Annotated in this window: 17 protein-coding genes and 2 pseudogenes; 10 read left to right on the top strand and 9 right to left on the bottom strand. The window is 59.0% G+C overall.

Annotated features, from left to right (window positions below; translation table 11 throughout):
* Positions 1-89 precede the first annotated feature (89 nt).
* From K0O24_RS02565 to K0O24_RS02525, 9 genes and pseudogenes are all read right to left on the bottom strand, one after another.
* A complete protein-coding gene (locus K0O24_RS02565) occupies positions 90-1169 on the bottom strand; it encodes a Rieske 2Fe-2S domain-containing protein (protein WP_281421687.1) in 1080 nt (359 codons plus the stop codon).
* Between the two features lie 155 nt (positions 1170-1324).
* Entirely contained in the window at positions 1325-1531 is a 207-nt protein-coding gene (locus K0O24_RS02560; RefSeq protein WP_219894266.1) for a type 2 periplasmic-binding domain-containing protein, read from the bottom strand.
* 306 nt (positions 1532-1837) lie between these two features.
* Positions 1838-1990 (bottom strand): hypothetical protein, encoded by a 153-nt coding sequence (locus K0O24_RS02555; protein ID WP_219894265.1) that lies wholly within the window; start codon positions 1988-1990, stop codon positions 1838-1840.
* Positions 1987-2370, bottom strand: a pseudogene (locus K0O24_RS02550) (acetyl-CoA C-acyltransferase); the annotation flags it as partial. The pseudogene K0O24_RS02550 and the gene K0O24_RS02555, both read right to left, overlap by 4 nt.
* Positions 2371-2638: 268 nt before the next feature.
* Positions 2639-2860 (bottom strand): hypothetical protein, encoded by a 222-nt coding sequence (locus tag K0O24_RS02545; RefSeq protein ID WP_219894264.1) that lies wholly within the window; start codon positions 2858-2860, stop codon positions 2639-2641.
* A gap of 406 nt (positions 2861-3266) precedes the next feature.
* Positions 3267-3677, bottom strand: coding sequence for a carboxylesterase family protein (locus K0O24_RS02540; protein ID WP_219894263.1), 411 nt, complete (start codon positions 3675-3677; stop codon positions 3267-3269).
* Positions 3647-4453 (bottom strand): annotated as a pseudogene (locus K0O24_RS02535) (carboxylesterase family protein); the annotation flags it as partial. The pseudogene K0O24_RS02535 and the gene K0O24_RS02540, both read right to left, overlap by 31 nt.
* Positions 4365-4781: a carboxylesterase family protein gene (locus K0O24_RS16940; protein WP_425514785.1), complete on the bottom strand. Its 417-nt coding sequence runs from the start codon at positions 4779-4781 to the stop codon at positions 4365-4367. The pseudogene K0O24_RS02535 and the gene K0O24_RS16940, both read right to left, overlap by 89 nt.
* 226 nt (positions 4782-5007) lie before the next feature.
* Positions 5008-5913, bottom strand: coding sequence for a LysR family transcriptional regulator (locus tag K0O24_RS02525; protein ID WP_219894261.1), 906 nt, complete (start codon positions 5911-5913; stop codon positions 5008-5010).
* A 119-nt stretch (positions 5914-6032) separates the two neighbouring features.
* Here K0O24_RS02525 and K0O24_RS02520 point away from each other — a divergent pair, with 119 nt between their 5' ends.
* From K0O24_RS02520 to K0O24_RS02475, 10 genes are all read left to right on the top strand, one after another.
* Entirely contained in the window at positions 6033-6842 is an 810-nt protein-coding gene (locus K0O24_RS02520; RefSeq protein WP_219894260.1) for an SDR family NAD(P)-dependent oxidoreductase, read from the top strand.
* 66 nt (positions 6843-6908) lie between these two features.
* Positions 6909-8318, top strand: coding sequence for an aminomethyl transferase family protein (locus tag K0O24_RS02515; protein ID WP_219894259.1), 1410 nt, complete (start codon positions 6909-6911; stop codon positions 8316-8318).
* An 89-nt stretch (positions 8319-8407) separates the two neighbouring features.
* Positions 8408-9109: a methylenetetrahydrofolate reductase gene (locus K0O24_RS02510; protein WP_219894258.1), complete on the top strand. Its 702-nt coding sequence runs from the start codon at positions 8408-8410 to the stop codon at positions 9107-9109.
* A gap of 60 nt (positions 9110-9169) precedes the next feature.
* A complete protein-coding gene (gene purU, locus K0O24_RS02505; RefSeq protein ID WP_219894257.1) occupies positions 9170-10027 on the top strand; it encodes a formyltetrahydrofolate deformylase in 858 nt (285 codons plus the stop codon).
* A 22-nt stretch (positions 10028-10049) separates the two neighbouring features.
* The gene (locus K0O24_RS02500; protein ID WP_246611107.1) at positions 10050-10517 is read left to right on the top strand and encodes a dihydroneopterin aldolase; all 468 of its coding nucleotides are present in this window, start codon (positions 10050-10052) and stop codon (positions 10515-10517) included.
* A 49-nt stretch (positions 10518-10566) separates the two neighbouring features.
* A complete protein-coding gene (locus K0O24_RS02495; protein ID WP_219894256.1) occupies positions 10567-11928 on the top strand; it encodes a glycine cleavage T C-terminal barrel domain-containing protein in 1362 nt (453 codons plus the stop codon).
* A 65-nt stretch (positions 11929-11993) separates the two neighbouring features.
* Positions 11994-13088, top strand: a complete 1095-nt coding sequence (locus K0O24_RS02490; RefSeq protein ID WP_219894255.1) for an aromatic ring-hydroxylating oxygenase subunit alpha — start codon at positions 11994-11996, stop codon at positions 13086-13088.
* Positions 13089-13204: 116 nt separating this feature from the next.
* Positions 13205-14257: an aromatic ring-hydroxylating oxygenase subunit alpha gene (locus K0O24_RS02485; protein WP_219894254.1), complete on the top strand. Its 1053-nt coding sequence runs from the start codon at positions 13205-13207 to the stop codon at positions 14255-14257.
* Positions 14258-14410: 153 nt separating this feature from the next.
* A complete protein-coding gene (locus K0O24_RS02480) occupies positions 14411-15346 on the top strand; it encodes a LysR family transcriptional regulator (RefSeq protein ID WP_219894253.1) in 936 nt (311 codons plus the stop codon).
* Positions 15347-15394: 48 nt separating this feature from the next.
* Positions 15395-16441, top strand: a complete 1047-nt coding sequence (locus K0O24_RS02475; RefSeq protein ID WP_219894252.1) for a LacI family DNA-binding transcriptional regulator — start codon at positions 15395-15397, stop codon at positions 16439-16441.
* Positions 16442-16590 lie beyond the last annotated feature (149 nt).

Here is a 16590-nt window from a genome sequence, read left to right as displayed (position 1 = left end):
GCCCGGCCTGTCTGAACATCATGCAAAGGAGCCTGACGGATCACCATCAGCCTCCTTCTGCCCAAGCTGCCCTGATCGCTCGCGGGCTGTTAAGTCCGCTCCAGCGCCCCGGCCTCCCGGTCCAGCGCACGTTGAATCCGTCGCCTGAGACGACCGGCGGGCACGTCGCTCTTGACCAGCAATTCGACCTCGGGTTCGCCAAATTGCGCGAGCTGGCGCTCGATGGCCTCCATTGCTTCGATGTCTTCGGCTCGAACCCGCGCGTCGGCTTCGCGCAAATGCATCCCAAGATCGGGATCATCGCGCTTGATCGTGCGCGACTGCGTGCCAAAATAGTGGAAGCTGTTGGTGGTCTCGGGCGTGCAGACATGATGGAACCAGATTTCGCCCGCAAATTCAGGCCCTACCGGCCTGCCGTCAATTTCGCGCAGTGTCTGGCTGGTGTTGAGACAATAGCCCACAGCAGCGACGATCGCTTCATTGTCCGAGCGCGCCGCTCCGTCAAAGCGAAGCTCGGGGCCGAAAACCGCGTCGTGATAGAGGCTCCATTTCGCCTCCATGGTCCGACGGATGCGCATCCCCTTATCGTCTTCCACAATGTCGATGTCGGCGTTGACGATTTCAGCGAAAGCGGCGGTCATGGAATGAAGAAATCCGATATGCGTCAAATCCATCAGATTTTCGATCAGCAGCATGTATCTGGCATCGACATGCATGTAATCCATCATCGGGCTGATCGTATAGCGCTCGTCTAGCTTGAGCGCTTCGAGCGAGGGAATCTGGGCATCATCGGCCAGCGCCTTATCACCCATCCAGATCCAGATCCATGGCCCGCGTTCTTCTACCCGATAGGTCTTTTGGCAGAAGCTCTTGGGTGCGTCCGATGCCGAAGGGGTCGACACAGTCTGACCGCTGGCGCCGTCAAAAACAAAGCCATGGTAGTTGCACTGAATGGCCTCGCCGATCACCTTGCCGTGCAGGCCAAGTGGATAATTGCGATGCGGGCAGAGGCCGTGCATGGCGTGCACCTTGCCGCTTTCGCCCCGGAACAGCACCACGGGCCGCCCCAGAATTGTCCGCTGCAAGGGCTTGTCCGCGACTTCTTCGGCCATCACGGCGACGTACCAGGCGTTTTGCAACCACACCTTATCGTTCCGGAACGGGTACATGTTCAAACTCTCCCTTGCCGCAGATACTATGTTGCATTGTAATATTCTCCTCCGTTACCGCAGCCTCACCACAGCAAAAAGCCGATAATTCTGGCACCAGCTATCGGCGTCACCAATAGCGAAATCATTGACCAGCCGTGCGCGCGATGCGACGATCAGCCCTGCAAGCCCAGCGCAAACAATGCATCGGGCACTCCATAGCCCCAGCCGCTATTGTGCTCAGCAATAACCCGCGCCATCAACCCGAGTTCTGGCGAGCGGTCATTAACGCGATGGCTCATGATGATCGGCGACAAGGCCCGCTCGGCCAGATCGCGATAGGCCGCATCATCGACGCGCGATTTCTTGACCGATTCCGGCACGATTGAGAATCCCTCTATGGCAGCAACTAGACCGATAGCTGTTTGCAACTCGCGGGCCTCATGGCCAATTTTTCGGGCGAAGGCCTTGATCGCCAAACAGGGTCAACACTTCGTCAGCATGACTCGGCCTGGGTTCGCGAGGATAGCCCCACGGTCCGCAGCAGTCCGTTCTAAACCCAAGTCAACTGGGCGCAGCATCTCGTGTTGACCCATCGGCAGCCCGCCGGTCAGCTGTCCTATTGTCTATGCCATGGCCAGCTCTGCGACTTGACGGTCGAGCCCGGTTCCACCTGCGTTCGATTCCAGCTATTTTGCCGCGGCCTCCAATGCGGCTACACTGGGCGCAGCCCAGGCAAGCCCATGATCCGCACGGTGATTCGCCGGATCGATCGTTTCGACAGCAGCCAGCGCCGCTTCACGATAGGGCCGCGCAGAATTAAGAGCTGCGTAGAAGGTCATGCCGCGCGCTCGAACAAAGCAGCGATACCTTGCCCGTCGCCGATAACCATCGTTTCCAGGCCATAGCGCACGTCGCGGCGTTGCATCTCGCGGGTCAAGTTGGCTAGGATCCGGCCGCCGGTCGCACCGATCGGATGGCCGAGCGAAATGCCCGAGCCGGTGACGTTGAGCATCGCGTGGCGACTGTCATCGTCCGACCAGCCCCACCCTTTGAGGCAGGCCAGCACTTGCGGGGCGCAGGCTTCGTTGAGCTCGATCAGGCCGATGTCGCCGAACGACAGACCGTTGCGGCCGAACAGCCGCTCGGTCGCGGGGGCCGGGCCATAGCTCATCCGGCTGGGATTGCATCCGGCGGCGGCCCAAGAATGGAACCACGCGATCGCCGACCAGCACGCCGGCAAAGTGGTCAAAGTCGTGCTTGAGTTGGCGCCGTCACTCCAGGTGGAGATTACAGCAAAAAGCACCCAATAGCTCACCACCAAGACCATAAAGCAGATTTGAACCGTTTGATTGACGGCACGCAAAGTCTCGCCGTTTTCTGGAGAAATTGAAGACAAAACTTGAGGCGCAATGGATCAGACAACCGAATTGCGCTGGCCGCTCAGAGCCGTGTGAATGGGTCTTCCGAATGCTCGATCGGCAATGGAACTAGATCAAGGGTGCGCCGAATGGATACCAGGTATATCCGAGTTCCTGCATCGGTTGATTCCAGGGTTCAGCCGCTAGCTTGAAACGCTCAGTCGGAGCGCCGCCAAAAGGATACCATCCATACTCATAGTATTGCTGATCATTGGCAGCCGCGATCAGAGTCTCATCGCCCAATCCTGAGGACTCAGGTTTGTGCGAACCAGCCTTGCTATCGTTTGGCATTTCCTAACTCTCCAAACTTCCACGCAAACCATAAGCAGCTGTAATTACACTGGCAAACGAAAAGAGTGACCTCTAGCCAAACAAGCAGGAGCGCCCTCCATCCCTATCCAAAACTTCTACAGCTTTCAGCTTGTGCGCGAGAATAAGGTGGGCAAATCGAAGCGTCATCGAGCAATCGCTATGGCCGAGCAGTTCGCGCACCGTACTGAAATCAACGCCGCCATCGTTGGGCCATTGGTGACGCAGGCGGTGTCAAAGTAGAGGCGGGCAAGTTCGACCGTTGGTCCGCGTGGCAGGCGCGAGGCCAGATCGGGGCGAGCCTTACGCCAATAGATACCGTGCCTTGTCATTCTGTCACTTAAAATCAGCGAAGGCGCGATGGAATAAACGGTAGTAATCTAGTACTCTAAAATAAGCTAAGGCGGCCACCGTTTCTAACAAAGAGACGGTAGTTGAAAAGCCTCTCCGACGCCATCGGGCGTTGGGCATGGGGCGACTTTCCCAGCAGCATCAGCTTGACCGTGGCTAACGACGGCCAAGCGGGTAAGCCCGCGCCATTGGGATTTCCCGTCCGAATGAAATTGGTCCAGTAACGGCCTATCGTGCGTTCGAGTTTACGATCTATTGCGCGAGGAGACACGATAGCCCGGGCGGTAGTGCCGAATACGTATGGCACCTCGGCGGTATGAAAGCTGCCAAATTTCAGGCCGGTTGCATCGTTCTGTGCATTGTCGAACAAGTAGGCGAAGAATGGGGCCGCATGCGGAGGTCGATCCTCTGCCGAGATCAGCAAAGAGGCGATCGCTTGCTCACGCAACAAGGTGCGTGCAGAAGTCCGCGGACCGCCATCTGAAAATGTCGTGCGAAGCGGGCTGCATCATTTCCAATGCGTCTGACAAGGAGCTCAGACAGCCCGCGTTCGGCCTCAACCAGCCAGTCGGGGGACGTGTTGGCTTCGTCCGCATTCAATCCTGTCAGGACCGGAACATCGCTGCGCTCCACCTGCGGGTCAGGCAGAAAGTGGGCGTCGTAGACAGGCTTGAAGCGCAGTCCAGCCGGTCCAAGCGAGGGATCATGTGCGGCCCGTGTAAGCGCCTCTGCCGGCAGCGCGCGCAGCGCTGCAATATCGGACACACCGGCGGCGACCATCACGCGCTGTCCCTGTGCTTCGGCCGTGGCTAGCGGATCAAGTGCAGCCCCCAGGCCCGAATCGCTCTCGGCAATCGCCCGCTGGAACAAGCCCGCCGCTGAAGGTGCGCCCAGCAGTAAGTGCACCGATGCGGCGCCAGCTGACTGCCCGGCGATGGTCACCCGATCTGGATCACCGCCGAATTTTTCAATATTGCGTTGGGTCCAGCGCAGGGCTGCAACTTGATCCATCAGTCCATAGGTGCCCGATGTTCTGCCCTCGGAGGTAAGTGCCGGATGTGCGAGAATGCCAAGAATGCCGACGCGATAGTTGATCGTTACGACCACAATTCCGTGCCGCGCCAAGGCGGCGCCATCATAAATCGCTACAGAGGCGGATCCGCCGGCGAAGCCGCCGCCGTGAATCCACGCCATTACCGGCCAGCGCCCCTTTTCCGATGGCGTCCAGACGTTGAAAAAAAAGGCAGTTCTCGCTCATCTTTGCCGAAGGAAGATATGGGGCTGACCATGGCGACCGGCCAGGTGGTGAATAGGGCGGATCTTGTTGACAATCCGCACTGAATTGCGTTGCGTCGCGCGATCCGGACCAAGCCTTTGCGGCGACCGGAGGCGTCCAGCGGTTGGCGCCCCCTGTGTCGCCCCCATAGGGAATGCCCAGGAATGCCAGCCAGTGCGGCAAGCGTTTATCGACCGCATCCCCACTTTCTACTCGCAAAGACGGTTGTGGCAAAGGCGTGCGTGCTGAGACGGTAAACCCGACCAGACCTAGCATCAGGTCGACTGCAGCGCGCACTAAGGCTCGTAGGAGCAACTGCGTGCCTTGCACGGAATCGCAATCCACTTCAGTTTCGTGCCGCATCATGGTCTGCCTTGCCCTTAGCTCATCGAGGCCGCCGCTGCCGGCGGCCTGTCCGATTATTGCTTCATTTTTAGTCTCACCACCAGCGCAAGATCGATGATCAGCGTGCCCTGTGCACGACACGATCAGGTCGTGCACTTCAAATTTCTGGTACCAGGCATTGTTTGATAAGATTGCGGAACCAGACGTGAGCGGCATCGGCTTCGAAGCGCCGGTTCCAGATCATCCGCACCAGCACATCGGGCACATCCACCGCAAAGGGCACAACCGCATACAGGTGCCGGTCCGGCAAAACATCCATCAGGGCATCGGGCAGGGCCATCACCAGATCCGTGCCCACCACGATCCGCGCCGCGCCCAGAAATTGCGGCAGGCTGAGCGCGATATTGGACTTGTGCCCAGCCGAGGCCAGCGTTGCATTGATGACATTGCCGCTTTCACGGCGTTCAAGCACGATCTTGGGCAGGACCAGAAACCGCTCCAGCGTCAGCGACTTGCCGCGCAGCGCAGGATTGTCGCGGTCACCCACGCAGACCTCGCGTAGCGCGCTGAGCGGTTCGGATACAAAATGCTCCTGTTGCTGGGAAAACACCCCCAATGCCAGATCGACCTTCCCGCGCGCAATCGCCTCGACCGCCTCGCTGCCCCATGCCTCCACCACGGCGATGGTCACACCGGGCGCCTGCGAGCGCAGCGCCGGCATGATGCGCGGCAAATAATGGATCGCGCTGGCATCGGCGGTCGCGATCACGAAATGCCGATTGGAAGTTTGAGGCTCAAAACGCTTGTCATCCAGAGCGGCGCGCAACTGTTCGAGCGCCATCTCGATCAACGGGCGGATCTCGGTGGCGCGCGGCGTGGGCATCATGCCTTGAGGCGTTCGCACGAACAGCGGGTCACCAAAGAGATCCCGCAGGCGCCCAAGCGCGTTGCTCACCGCGGGCTGAGACCGGCCGATACGGTAGGCTGCGCGCGAAACCTGCTGCTCTTGCAGCAAGGCCTCCAGCGCGGTCATCAGGTTGAGGTCCACATTGGCAAGGTTCATGGCGCCGCATACGCTCCGATTAATATTCACATGGTGAATGGGAACATTTCAAATACGCATTTGCGCAAATTTTACAATGCTTGTTTAACTGCGGCGAACGAAAATATGGGAGAGACGCCATGGTTCTGGCTGGCAAGAACGCTGTCATAACCGGCGCGGCGCGCGGCATCGGCTTGGCTGCGGCCAGAGATTTGGTCAAGCGAGGCGCCAGGGTGACGCTGGTCGACATCAACAAGCCGGACATCGACGCGGCGGCGGACGCGCTCCGCCAGGGCGGCGGCGATGCCCGGGCCTATGTCTGCGACCTGCGTGAAGACATACAGGTCGAAACCCTGGGGCAAACAGTCATCGCCGAAAGGGGGCTGCCGGATCTGGTCATCAACAACGCCTATGTCCCGGTGCTTGGCGGCATTGATGAGATTATCCTGGACGATTGGCGGCTGGCATTCGATGTCAATGTGTTGGGCTATGTCAAGATCATCAAGGCCTTCGCGCCAGCAATGCGGGCCCGCGGGAGCGGCCATTTCGTCAATGTCGTCTCGCCGATGGGCATCATGCCAGACCCTGTCGCGTCCTCGAACTTGATCCCTTATTGCTCCACAAAGGGGGCGTGCATTGGACTGACCGGGGCCATGGCAACGGCGCTGGTGCCGCACGGGGTGGGGGTTTCGGCGTTTTACCCAGATGTCACAAACAGTTGGGCCGGGCGCCCTGCAGGTGCCGCCAGTTCAGAATTTGTCGAAGGCTTGCGCACGTTCATCGAGGCAGGGGCGACGCCGGAGAGTTCCGCCTGCGCCATGCTCGATGGGGTCGAAGCGGGCCACTATCTGATCAGTGCCGAACACGGCTTCGAAGAGCGCCTGATTAGCAGCGCCAGAGCCGGATTTGATCCCATGGCACATGCGGGAGGCGAGACATGGCGGGCCTAGCCCACCGCCTGCCGCAAATTGCGGTCACCGCTTACACAGCACGCTTATCCTGAGAGGTTTGAAATCATGACACACGCCAGCCTGCAATCGGTTCTGGACCTTGCCGACACCCCGCTCAGCTATTTGCGTAGCAGCAAGGCCACGCGGCGCGACAACAGGATCTGGCAACCCAAGCTGATCATGCCCCAGGTCCCATACGAATTTACAGATTGGGAACATGAGCAAAGGGCGTGGCGCGAATCGGTTGCCCTGTTCGATCAATCGCATCACATGCAGGCGGTGATCATCAGCGGCCCTGACGCCAAGAAATTCCTCAGCCATATGGCCTGCAACAACCTTGCCAATGCCAACCCCGGCCGCGCCTTCCAGATCGTCTGTGTGGCACCAGATGGGCGCCTTGTCGGCGATGGCATTCTCCTACAACTGGAAGAAAACACATTTGCCGCCACCGGCCCCTTCATTCTCAACTGGCTGGCCTATCACGCGCAGGTGCTCGACTTTGAAGTGACCTCGCATATCGACGGGCGTTCGCCGGTCTATGCCAACGGGTTTGACCACAGTCGGCCCGAATGCCGCTACCAGCTTCAGGGCCCGCGAGCCTGGGCGCTGCTCGAAAAGCTCAATGGTGGCGTGATCGCCGATGTGCCCTTCTTTCACCTGACAGAAATAAGCGTGGCAGGCCATCGCATGAAGGCCCTTCGCCATGGCATGGCCGGAACCCCGGGCCTGGAAATCTGGGGCGATTGGAACGCACGCGAAGTCATCCGCGACGCAATTCTCAAGGTTGGCGAGGAATTCGGCATCGCGGAAGTGGGCGCTGCGGCCTATATTACCTCCGCTGTGGAATCCGGCTGGGTGCAGGGGGTTTTGCCTGCTATCTATACCGCCGAGCATCTGCGCGCCTATCGCGAGTGGATGCCTGCCGACGATCTTGAAGGGCTGATCCGCATCACCGGTTCGCAGAAGCGAGACCGGCTTGAGGACTATTATCGCACACCCTTTGATCTGGGCTACGGTCGGTTGGTGCATTTCGACCATGAATTTGTGGGCCGCGACGCTTTGCGCGAGAGGGCTTCCGGTCCCAAGCTGCAAAAGGTCACGCTCGCCTGGGATCCTGACGACACCGCAAACCTCTTCAGAGAAATGCTGACACCGGGCGGGCGCAACGTGAAATTCCTGCACTTGCCGACGATGAGCGACAAGATTGACCTCCAATATTTCGAACTGACAGCACAGGGTAGGTCTATCGGCACCGCGCACTCCACCGCCTATCTGGCGACCGAGCGCACTATGCTGACGCTTTCGCTGGTCGATGAAGCGGTGCAAATTGGTAATGAGGTATTGCTGCACTGGGGCGAAGCGGGTGGCGGTTTTTCTGGCCATCAATCGGAAACCACAGATACCATCCCCATCCGGACCACCGTGAGTCCCGCGCCCTATTCGCGGGTGGCGCGGGAGGAATATCGGAAGAACTAGCCGTTCATCCCGGCGGTCGCGCAAGGGACCGCCCAGGCCGCCTTCCTAAAGGTGGCAATCATCATTGCGTGAGCGTCAAGGAGATACCCATGCAGCCGGTTGCACAATCGTTGCCTGCGCGACCCCAGCCGCTGATCACTACTGGCTTTTCGCTTGAAATCACGGCGAAAGATGTTGGCTCCCTCGAGGAGGCAGCGCCGGGGATACCGCGCGCCACCCCAATCGCGATCACTTTCCTGCCGGGCGAGGACTTCACGGCGCGGTTGCATGCAATCCACGCTGCCCGCGAACTGGGCTTCATTCCAATGCCGCATTATTCGGCCCGTCGCCTGCGCTCCAAGGCCGAATTTGTCGAATATTTGAGCGCGGCGGTGGCTCAGTCCAGCGTTACGCAATGCTGGCATGTTCTCGAAGCCAAATGCGCCCGAATCGAACGCCAGGGCATGACCCCGGTGATTGTGACCCAGTTTGCCTTCGATGCCCAGCGCGTTCTTGAATGGCTCCACGCCTTGCGCCAGCGCGGGATAACCACGCCGGTGCGGCTTGGTATCCCCGATCTGGCAGGAATCAAGACCCTGATGCGGTTTGCGGCGCGCTGCGGCGTGGGCACACCAAGTGCAATTCTTGGCAAATACGGCGTTGCGATCGGCAGGTTGCTGGGGATCGCAGGCCCTGATCTCTTCGACAAAGCTTTGGCGGAGGGTCTGGCGGCGGATCGGCTGACATCCGGGCCACACAGTGTGACCCTTCACTTCTATCCCTTCGGTGGTGTGGCAAAGGCCATCAACTGAATCCACAACTTTGAACGCAAATGGTGAACCAGAGAACCTAGCTGAGAAGGATGCTACCGCGTGAACAAGACCTATACGCTGCGCCTGCAGTGCCCTGACAAGAAAGGCATTGTTGCCAGTGTCGCCGACTTTCTGGTGCAGCATGACTGCAACATCGTCGATGCCCAACAATTCGACGATGCCCTAACCAGTCGTTTTTTCATGCGCATAGCCTTTGAGTCCGGCGCAACGCCCCCGCTTGACGAACTGTGCGAGAAATTTTTTCCGATCGCCAGCGCCGCCTCCATGGATTGGTCACTCGGGCCCAGCTTCGCGCGAAAAAAAGTGCTGCTGATGGTGTCCAAATGGGATCACTGCCTTACCGACCTGCTGTATCGTTGCCGGCTTGGCGAATTGCCGATGGAGGTGGTCGCCATCGTCTCCAACCATCCACGCGAGAATTTGACGACAACACTGATTGACGACACGCCCTATCACTATCTGCCTGTTACCCGTGACACCAAGTCGCAGCAGGAAGCGCGGATCAAGCAATTGGTGCGAGAGACGCAGGCCGAGCTGGTCGTGCTCGCCCGCTACATGCAAATCCTGTCGGACGATCTGGCCAGCTTTTTGGCGGACCGCTGTATCAACATCCATCACAGCTTTCTGCCCGGCTTTAAGGGCGCCAAGCCTTATCATCAGGCCCATGCTCGCGGCGTCAAGATGATCGGCGCCACCGCACATTATGTCACCGCCGATCTCGATGAAGGGCCCATCATCCATCAGGATGTCGAGGCGATCAGCCACGCTGACACGCCCGATGAACTTGTCCGCAAGGGCCGAGATATCGAGCGTCGCGTGCTGGCCGAGGCGGTGCGACTCCATCTCCAGGATCGCGTGTTCCGCAATGGTTCAAAGACCGTTGTTTTCAGGGGATAATTGGCGGTGGAGTTGATGGGCGATGCATGAAAACACCCATGAGGCTGCCCAAGTATCTGGCATGGCCTGTCTGACGAGGGTCCGCGTCCAGGCGCTTGGGCTGCTGGTGAACATCGGCATCAATCCTGACGAGATCGGACGGCACCAGCCTCTGGTAATCTCGGTAGAAATTGTCTTGCGGCCAGCAATGATCGAGTACATCGCCGACACGGTTGACTATCGCCGCATCGTCAAGGCCGCAGAAGTGCTTGCCACAACGCATGTTCCGCTGATCGAATGCTTTGCCCAGCGTCTTGCGCAACAATGCCTTTTCTGGCCCGGCGCGGATCAGGTAACCGTGACCGCCGACAAGCCCTTTGCCCTGCCGCGCGGACAGGCTTGCACGGAGCTGACGACGTGCGGAGCCGCCATCGCGGCGGGATCGGGACCGTCTTCAAGCCGGCTCAACACACCATCACGAGCGGGCAACCTTACGAAATTTCAGTCGTAAAACTGACATGGTACAATATTCTCGAAATATATCTGGAAAGGGCGTCAATATGAAAAGCATGATCGAACGGCATCGGGAAGGATACGCGAAACATACTGAAAACGCCTCCGGAAGATATGATATCGATCGGCCCGGTATGTTCAGCCCTGCCGCCGCCGCGCAAGACCCGGCCAATGGCAAGAGCCTGTTTTTCCGTTGGACGCCGATCCTGATTCCCTATGAATACACCGATTGGACCGAGGAAGCTGGCGCCCATGTCGCGACATGCTACATCGGCGACTGGACAGGGATCGCCAAGATCAGGGTATCCGGCCCCAAGGCGCTCGCCTTTCTCAGCTATCTCGGCATGAACAATCTGGAAAAATTCGCCCTCGGACAGATCAAGCATCATGTTCAGCTCGATGACAGGGGACACGTTGCTTCGGAGGGCGTGGTTTATCGTACCGGCGCCGAGGAGTTCATTTACACCGGCGGCGGCGGCGACTGGGCGATTTGGCAGGCAAGCCTTGGCTCGTGGGATACGCAGATCGAAAACATCAGCCCGGACCTGTTCATTTTCGAGATCCAGGGCCCCAAGTCCCTGTTCGCTCTGGAAGCGGCCACCGGCGAGTCCTTGCGCGACATCCGCTTCAACCATAGCCGCAGCTCGCAGATCCGCGATATTCCTGTGCATGTGCTGCGCACCGGCATCTCGGGCGAACTGGGTTACGAACTGCACGGATCGGTCAATGACGCCAATGCCATTTGGTCCACCGTCGTGGAAGCTGGCAAGCCGTTTGGCATCCGCCAGCTTGGCGTTCGCTCGCAATTGGTCGCGCATATCGAAGCGGGCATTGCCACCACCGGCATCGACTATTTCCCCGCTTCGATCGTCACGCCCGGCGCACCCAAGCTAATTCCGAGCGGCACGCCCGGGGGAAGCTTCATTCCGAACAACGTGACCGACTATTTCCGCTTTCCTGGCGAGTTGGGCTGGGGCAACCGGGCATCGAAAACTGATCACGACTTTATCGGCCGCGACGCGCTGATGGCGCAGGCACGCGAGGGAGGAACTGCACGCAATCTTGTCGGGCTGATCTGGAACGAGCGGGATATTCTGGACCTGTTCGCGACACCCTTTGGCAGCGGACCCTTGCCCGATCAAATGAACATGCCGCGCAATGTCGGCGCGGATTTCGACCAGATTCTGGTTGGAGGGCGCGCAGTTGGGGTATCCTCCTCAAGAACTTACAGCGTTGCCTTGCGCAAGATGATCTCACTCGCCGTGCTGGAGAAGGACTGGATCGCTCCGGGCACACAGGTCTCCGTGCTTTGGGGCAGGCCCGGCACGCCTCAGCGCGAGATCCGCGCCAAGGTGGCGGCGCTCCCATTCAAGGAAGATCGCCGCAGAACCGATGTAAGCCAACTCTAAATTTGTGACGGGCAGGCCCAGATGGGTATCGCCCATGCCCGCAACACTATCAAGGAGAATTGATTATGACATGGCTGCGCAATGCTTGGTATCAGGCCGGATGGTCTGAAGAAGTCAAAATCGGCAAACCGCTAGTTCGGACCATATTGGGCGAACAAATCCTCATTTTCAGGAAAGCGGACGGCAGCGCGGCTGCGTTGCTGGATATGTGCCCGCACCGCTTTGCGCCCCTGTCGGCGGGCAATATTAGCGGCGAGGTGGTGACATGCGGCTATCATGGCCTCGCCTTCAACGCTCATGGGGTTTGCGTCCACAACCCCCATGGCCCGGTCACCAGCGCCATGCGCGTGCGCAACTATCCGCTAATTGAGCGACACACTGCGCTTTGGCTCTGGGCCGGCGAACCCGATCTGGCTGATCCAGACCTGATCGCTGATCTCAGCTTCATTGATCGGACGCCCGAACCCGCACGCATCGCGATGTATCTGCCGACCAAGGCCAATTACCAGTTGCTGGTCGATAACATCATGGACCTGAGCCATGCGGACTATCTGCATCCCGAAACACTCGGCGGGATCATGACCGGGGCGAAGTCATCGACCCGCGACGCCGGCGACCATATCGTTGCCGAATGGATCTCGAGCGACTGCATTCCGGCGCCGGCCTTTGTCCCTATGCTTCCGCCCGGGGCCAGAGCGGATGTCTGGACCGAGGTGGTCTGGCGAGCGCCCTCCCTGATGGTGCTGGGCACATCCGTTGTCCCCACTGGAACGACCAAGACACCCGAAGATGATTCCTATACGCTCCACAACATGGTGCCCGAGACCGAAACCACCACGCATTATTTCGCCTGCAACACGCGCCGCTATCGCCTCGATGACGATGAATTGAGTGCGATGATCAGGCCGATATTGGTGAAGGCATTCTGCGAGGAAGACAAACCCATGCTGGAAAAGCAGCAAGCCCGTATGGGGACGCCGGATCTGTGGTCGCTGAGCCCCATACTGTTGCAGGTTGATGCGGGCGCGGTGCGTGTGCGCAGAAAGCTCGATAGCCTTATCGCGGCTGAGCGCGCCGCCGCAACGTCTCAACCAGCTCACACCCGGCCGCTTACAGGGGACGTTGTCCAAGAAAGAGTTTCTGGACAGGTCGTCGATTAGGTATGCGAAGCGCGGCAACTATCCATGGAATCAATAGTTGCCGCGCCGGTTTTTCGACTCCCCTCACATCGCGAACCTCTTAGATTCCCAACAATATACGATTAGGAGATTGACGCATGAACGATTTCATTCGCGAAAGCTGGTATGCAGCGCTCTGGTCGCAGGATCTGGCAGATGAGCCTGTCGCGCGCACCTATCTGGGTCAGGAGATCGTGCTCTATCGCAACACCGAAGGCCAGCCGATCGCACTGGCGGGCGTGTGCCCGCATCGCTTTGCCAGCCTCGCGAAGGGCAAGCTGCAAGGCGATGCGATCGCCTGCCCCTATCACGGCCTGCGCTTTGGGCCCGATGGGCAATGCGTTCATAATCCCAACGGGCCGGTGCCCGGCGCTGTCCGCATCCGTCCCTATCCCCTTGCTGAGCGCCATGGGATGATCTGGATATGGATGGGCGATGGAGCGCATGATCTGGCGCAAATCCCCGATGTAGCGCTGATGGATGATGGTCAAAACTATGCCTGGGTGCAGGGCACGCTCAAAGTGAGCGGTAACTATCAGCTTGTTATCGACAATCTCCTCGATCTCACCCATGTCGAATTCATGCACCCGTTCCTGAACGCCGCCGAGCCGGACGGGCCACTAAACTATAAGGCGCGTCAGGATGAGGAGCGGGTATGGGCGCTGTATGATCGCGCTGAAACGCCTACTCCGCCGTTGGCAAAGGCCATCTGGGCGGAGGCTCCGGATACGGTGCGCCTGTGGGCGCATATCCGTTGGGATGCGCCGTCCAATCTCTACTTGGAAAGCGGCTTTACCCATGTTGGCCAGAATGATCATGCTGGCGCCGATGATGCGGGCGAACGCCTGGTGGTTCCCACCTATCATCTGCTCACACCCGAAACCCGCGGCTCGACGCATTATTTCTGGTCGGCCGGGCGCAATATGCTGACGGACGTCGAGGAGGTTTCGCTTCAGGTCGCGCAGGGGATCGAATCCACCTTCTTGTTGGAAGACGAACCCATGATCGCGGATCTCCAGCAAAGGATCGGTGATTGCAATATGATGGATCTCAATCCCCTGTTGCTGGCCATCGACAATGCAGCAGTGCGCGCCCGCAGGGTCATCGCCAAGCGCCTGGCCGCCGAACGGGCCTTGGAGAAAGCCCAATAGCGGTCAGGCACGGCGATGCGGCGCATGTCGCAAAACTGCACAACCAAGGGGCCGCATCGCCGCCGGGCGCCGTCTTAAGCTATTGCCAAGACCGCTTCCAAATGTGATTTGTATCGGAAAAATCGTGACCACAGATCACGCGTCAGGAGAGATATGCGCTTTGATCGGCTGGACCTAAATCTTCTCGTTGCACTTGATACGCTCATCGAGCGGGGAAATGTATCGCTCGCCGCCGAAGACCTGTGCCTGAGCCAATCAGCGATGAGCGGGGCGCTCAAGCGGCTGCGGGAATACTTCGGCGACGAATTGCTGATCCCCAATGGCCGGGCGATGGTGCTCACCCCCAAGGCCAAGCAATTGGCGCATCCGGTGCGCGAAGCTCTGCTCTATGTTCGCTACCACATCACTACGCCGGGAAAGTTTAACCCATCCACTTCGGATCGCTGTTTTCAGATCGTTGGCACAGACTATTCGCATCAGTTGATCCTGGCGAACGTGATCAGCCAGATAGCCAAGGAAGCACCCGATATCAGCTTCGCAATACACGCGCCGGACTCGCAGATGGTTGAACTCTTTAACCGGGGTGAGATCGATCTTTTCATATCGGCGCAGCACCCGATGCTAAACATTGGGAAAGAGCACAAGAAGATCGATTTGTTCACCGACGAGGAAGTGGTGATCTGCTGGGACGAAAACCCGCTTTGCGATTCGGATCTGAACACCGAAAGCTTTTCGGCGCTAGGCCACGCGGTGACTAATTTCGGCCCCAACCGGCACCCAGCAATTAGCGAAATGGTTTTTGAGCAACTCAATATCGAGCGCAGAATCGAGGTCACGGTCTCCTCCTTCAGTTCGCTGCCCCTCGCGATCATTGGCACACAACGGATTGCGACCATGCATCGTCGGCAGGCGGAATATTTCGCAAGGCTGCAGCCCATCAAGATCCTCGCTCTGCCCTTTCCCATGCCCCCGGTTCAACTGGTTGCCCACTGGCATATCATACGCGCGGCAGACGACGGCCTGAGCTGGCTGCTCGCCCACATCATGTCGGCTGTTGAGAAGCTGGACGAGCAGCGGGCAATGCCCTGACAAAGCGCCCGCTCTTGTCGCTCGGGCCAAATTGTTCGATAGTAAGCCATGCAAGATAAGCGCCCGTTTGTCCCTTCGCCTGTAACCGCCATGGATGTCGCAAAGGTTTCCGGCGTATCGCAGGCGGCGGTGTCTCGTGCCTTCACACCCGGAGCGAGCATTGCCCCTCAAACCCGCGAGCGCATATTGCAGGCGGCACAAAGCCTGGGATACCATCCCAATCAGATCGCCCGCTCGTTGACCCGGGGCAGTTCGAGCATCGTCGGCGTTGCGGTGGGCAATCTGCACAATCCGTTTTTCGCCGAATCGCTCGAAGTGCTGACGCTGGCACTCGAAAGCGCCGGATTGCGCCTGCTGTTGTTTCACATGAGCGAAGGGCAGGCCGAACCGAGCGTCGGCGATGTGCTGCATTATCGGCTCGATGCGCTCATTCTGCTCTCTGTCAGCTTGTCATCCACCCTTGTCGAACAATGCCGCCGCGCCAATGTTCCGGTCGTGCTCTATAACCGTACGACGGCAGTGCCAACCGCATCCTCGGTCGTTGGCAGCAACGTTCAGGGCGCGCGCGCGATAGCCGCTCATTTGCTGGGAGGCGGACACGCCCGCTTCGCCTTTTTGGCGGGCCATGATTCATCGTCCACTAGCCGCGAACGGGAGAACGGCTTCACTGCTTTTCTCTCCGAGCATGGCCATGGGTTGCACGGGCGCGAAATCGTCAATTTCGATTTCAACAGCGCCGCCTCGGCCACCCGCCGCCTGCTGTCCAGCCCCAATCCGCCCGACGCGATTTTCTGCGTCAACGACGCCATGGCCATCGCCGCGATCAATGTGGCACGCCATGAATTCGGCATCGATGTCGGACGGCAAATGTCCATCGTGGGCTTTGACAACATCGCCATGGCGGCCTGGCCCGCCTTCTCGCTCACCACATTTACCCAGCCTGCGGTCGACATGGTAGCGCGGACGGTCGAAATTGTCCGCAAGGTGCGCGGCGATCCGCAATTGCGGGTAAATGCGGTGGTGCAGGGACAATTGATCGTGCGCGGAAGCAGTCGCCCGGTTGATCCGGTCCTGCATCGACAGCCCAAGCTCTGATCAAGCGCATTCTCAGTCCGGCACCCACCGACTGCGGCAGGGCAAACCCGTATCGGGCGTAATACTCGCATGGAGTTGCGTGCTCTTTTGCAGCGGCATCAACCCCAATGCATGCGTATGCAAAAAAATGTCCGTATTTCAGGATATGG

It is taken from the genome of Aquisediminimonas profunda, from assembly GCF_019443285.1.
Lineage (GTDB): Bacteria > Pseudomonadota > Alphaproteobacteria > Sphingomonadales > Sphingomonadaceae > Aquisediminimonas > Aquisediminimonas profunda.
Note: the sequence above shows the minus strand (reverse complement) of the source record. Positions and strands in the feature narration are given on the sequence as shown.

Excerpts from the sequence above, each read along its gene's own strand:
- K0O24_RS02565 (WP_281421687.1), bottom strand. The coding sequence starts at position 1,169 with ATGTACCCGTTCCGGAACGATAAGGTGTGGTTGCAAAACGCCTGGTAC.
- K0O24_RS02555 (WP_219894265.1), bottom strand. The coding sequence starts at position 1,990 with ATGACCTTCTACGCAGCTCTTAATTCTGCGCGGCCCTATCGTGAAGCG.
- K0O24_RS02545 (WP_219894264.1), bottom strand. The coding sequence starts at position 2,860 with ATGCCAAACGATAGCAAGGCTGGTTCGCACAAACCTGAGTCCTCAGGA.
- K0O24_RS16940 (WP_425514785.1), bottom strand. The coding sequence starts at position 4,781 with ATGCTAGGTCTGGTCGGGTTTACCGTCTCAGCACGCACGCCTTTGCCA.
- K0O24_RS02525 (WP_219894261.1), bottom strand. The coding sequence starts at position 5,913 with ATGAACCTTGCCAATGTGGACCTCAACCTGATGACCGCGCTGGAGGCC.
- K0O24_RS02520 (WP_219894260.1), top strand. The coding sequence starts at position 6,033 with ATGGTTCTGGCTGGCAAGAACGCTGTCATAACCGGCGCGGCGCGCGGC.
- K0O24_RS02515 (WP_219894259.1), top strand. The coding sequence starts at position 6,909 with ATGACACACGCCAGCCTGCAATCGGTTCTGGACCTTGCCGACACCCCG.
- K0O24_RS02510 (WP_219894258.1), top strand. The coding sequence starts at position 8,408 with ATGCAGCCGGTTGCACAATCGTTGCCTGCGCGACCCCAGCCGCTGATC.
- K0O24_RS02500 (WP_246611107.1), top strand. The coding sequence starts at position 10,050 with ATGCATGAAAACACCCATGAGGCTGCCCAAGTATCTGGCATGGCCTGT.
- K0O24_RS02495 (WP_219894256.1), top strand. The coding sequence starts at position 10,567 with ATGAAAAGCATGATCGAACGGCATCGGGAAGGATACGCGAAACATACT.
- K0O24_RS02490 (WP_219894255.1), top strand. The coding sequence starts at position 11,994 with ATGACATGGCTGCGCAATGCTTGGTATCAGGCCGGATGGTCTGAAGAA.
- K0O24_RS02485 (WP_219894254.1), top strand. The coding sequence starts at position 13,205 with ATGAACGATTTCATTCGCGAAAGCTGGTATGCAGCGCTCTGGTCGCAG.
- K0O24_RS02480 (WP_219894253.1), top strand. The coding sequence starts at position 14,411 with ATGCGCTTTGATCGGCTGGACCTAAATCTTCTCGTTGCACTTGATACG.
- K0O24_RS02475 (WP_219894252.1), top strand. The coding sequence starts at position 15,395 with ATGCAAGATAAGCGCCCGTTTGTCCCTTCGCCTGTAACCGCCATGGAT.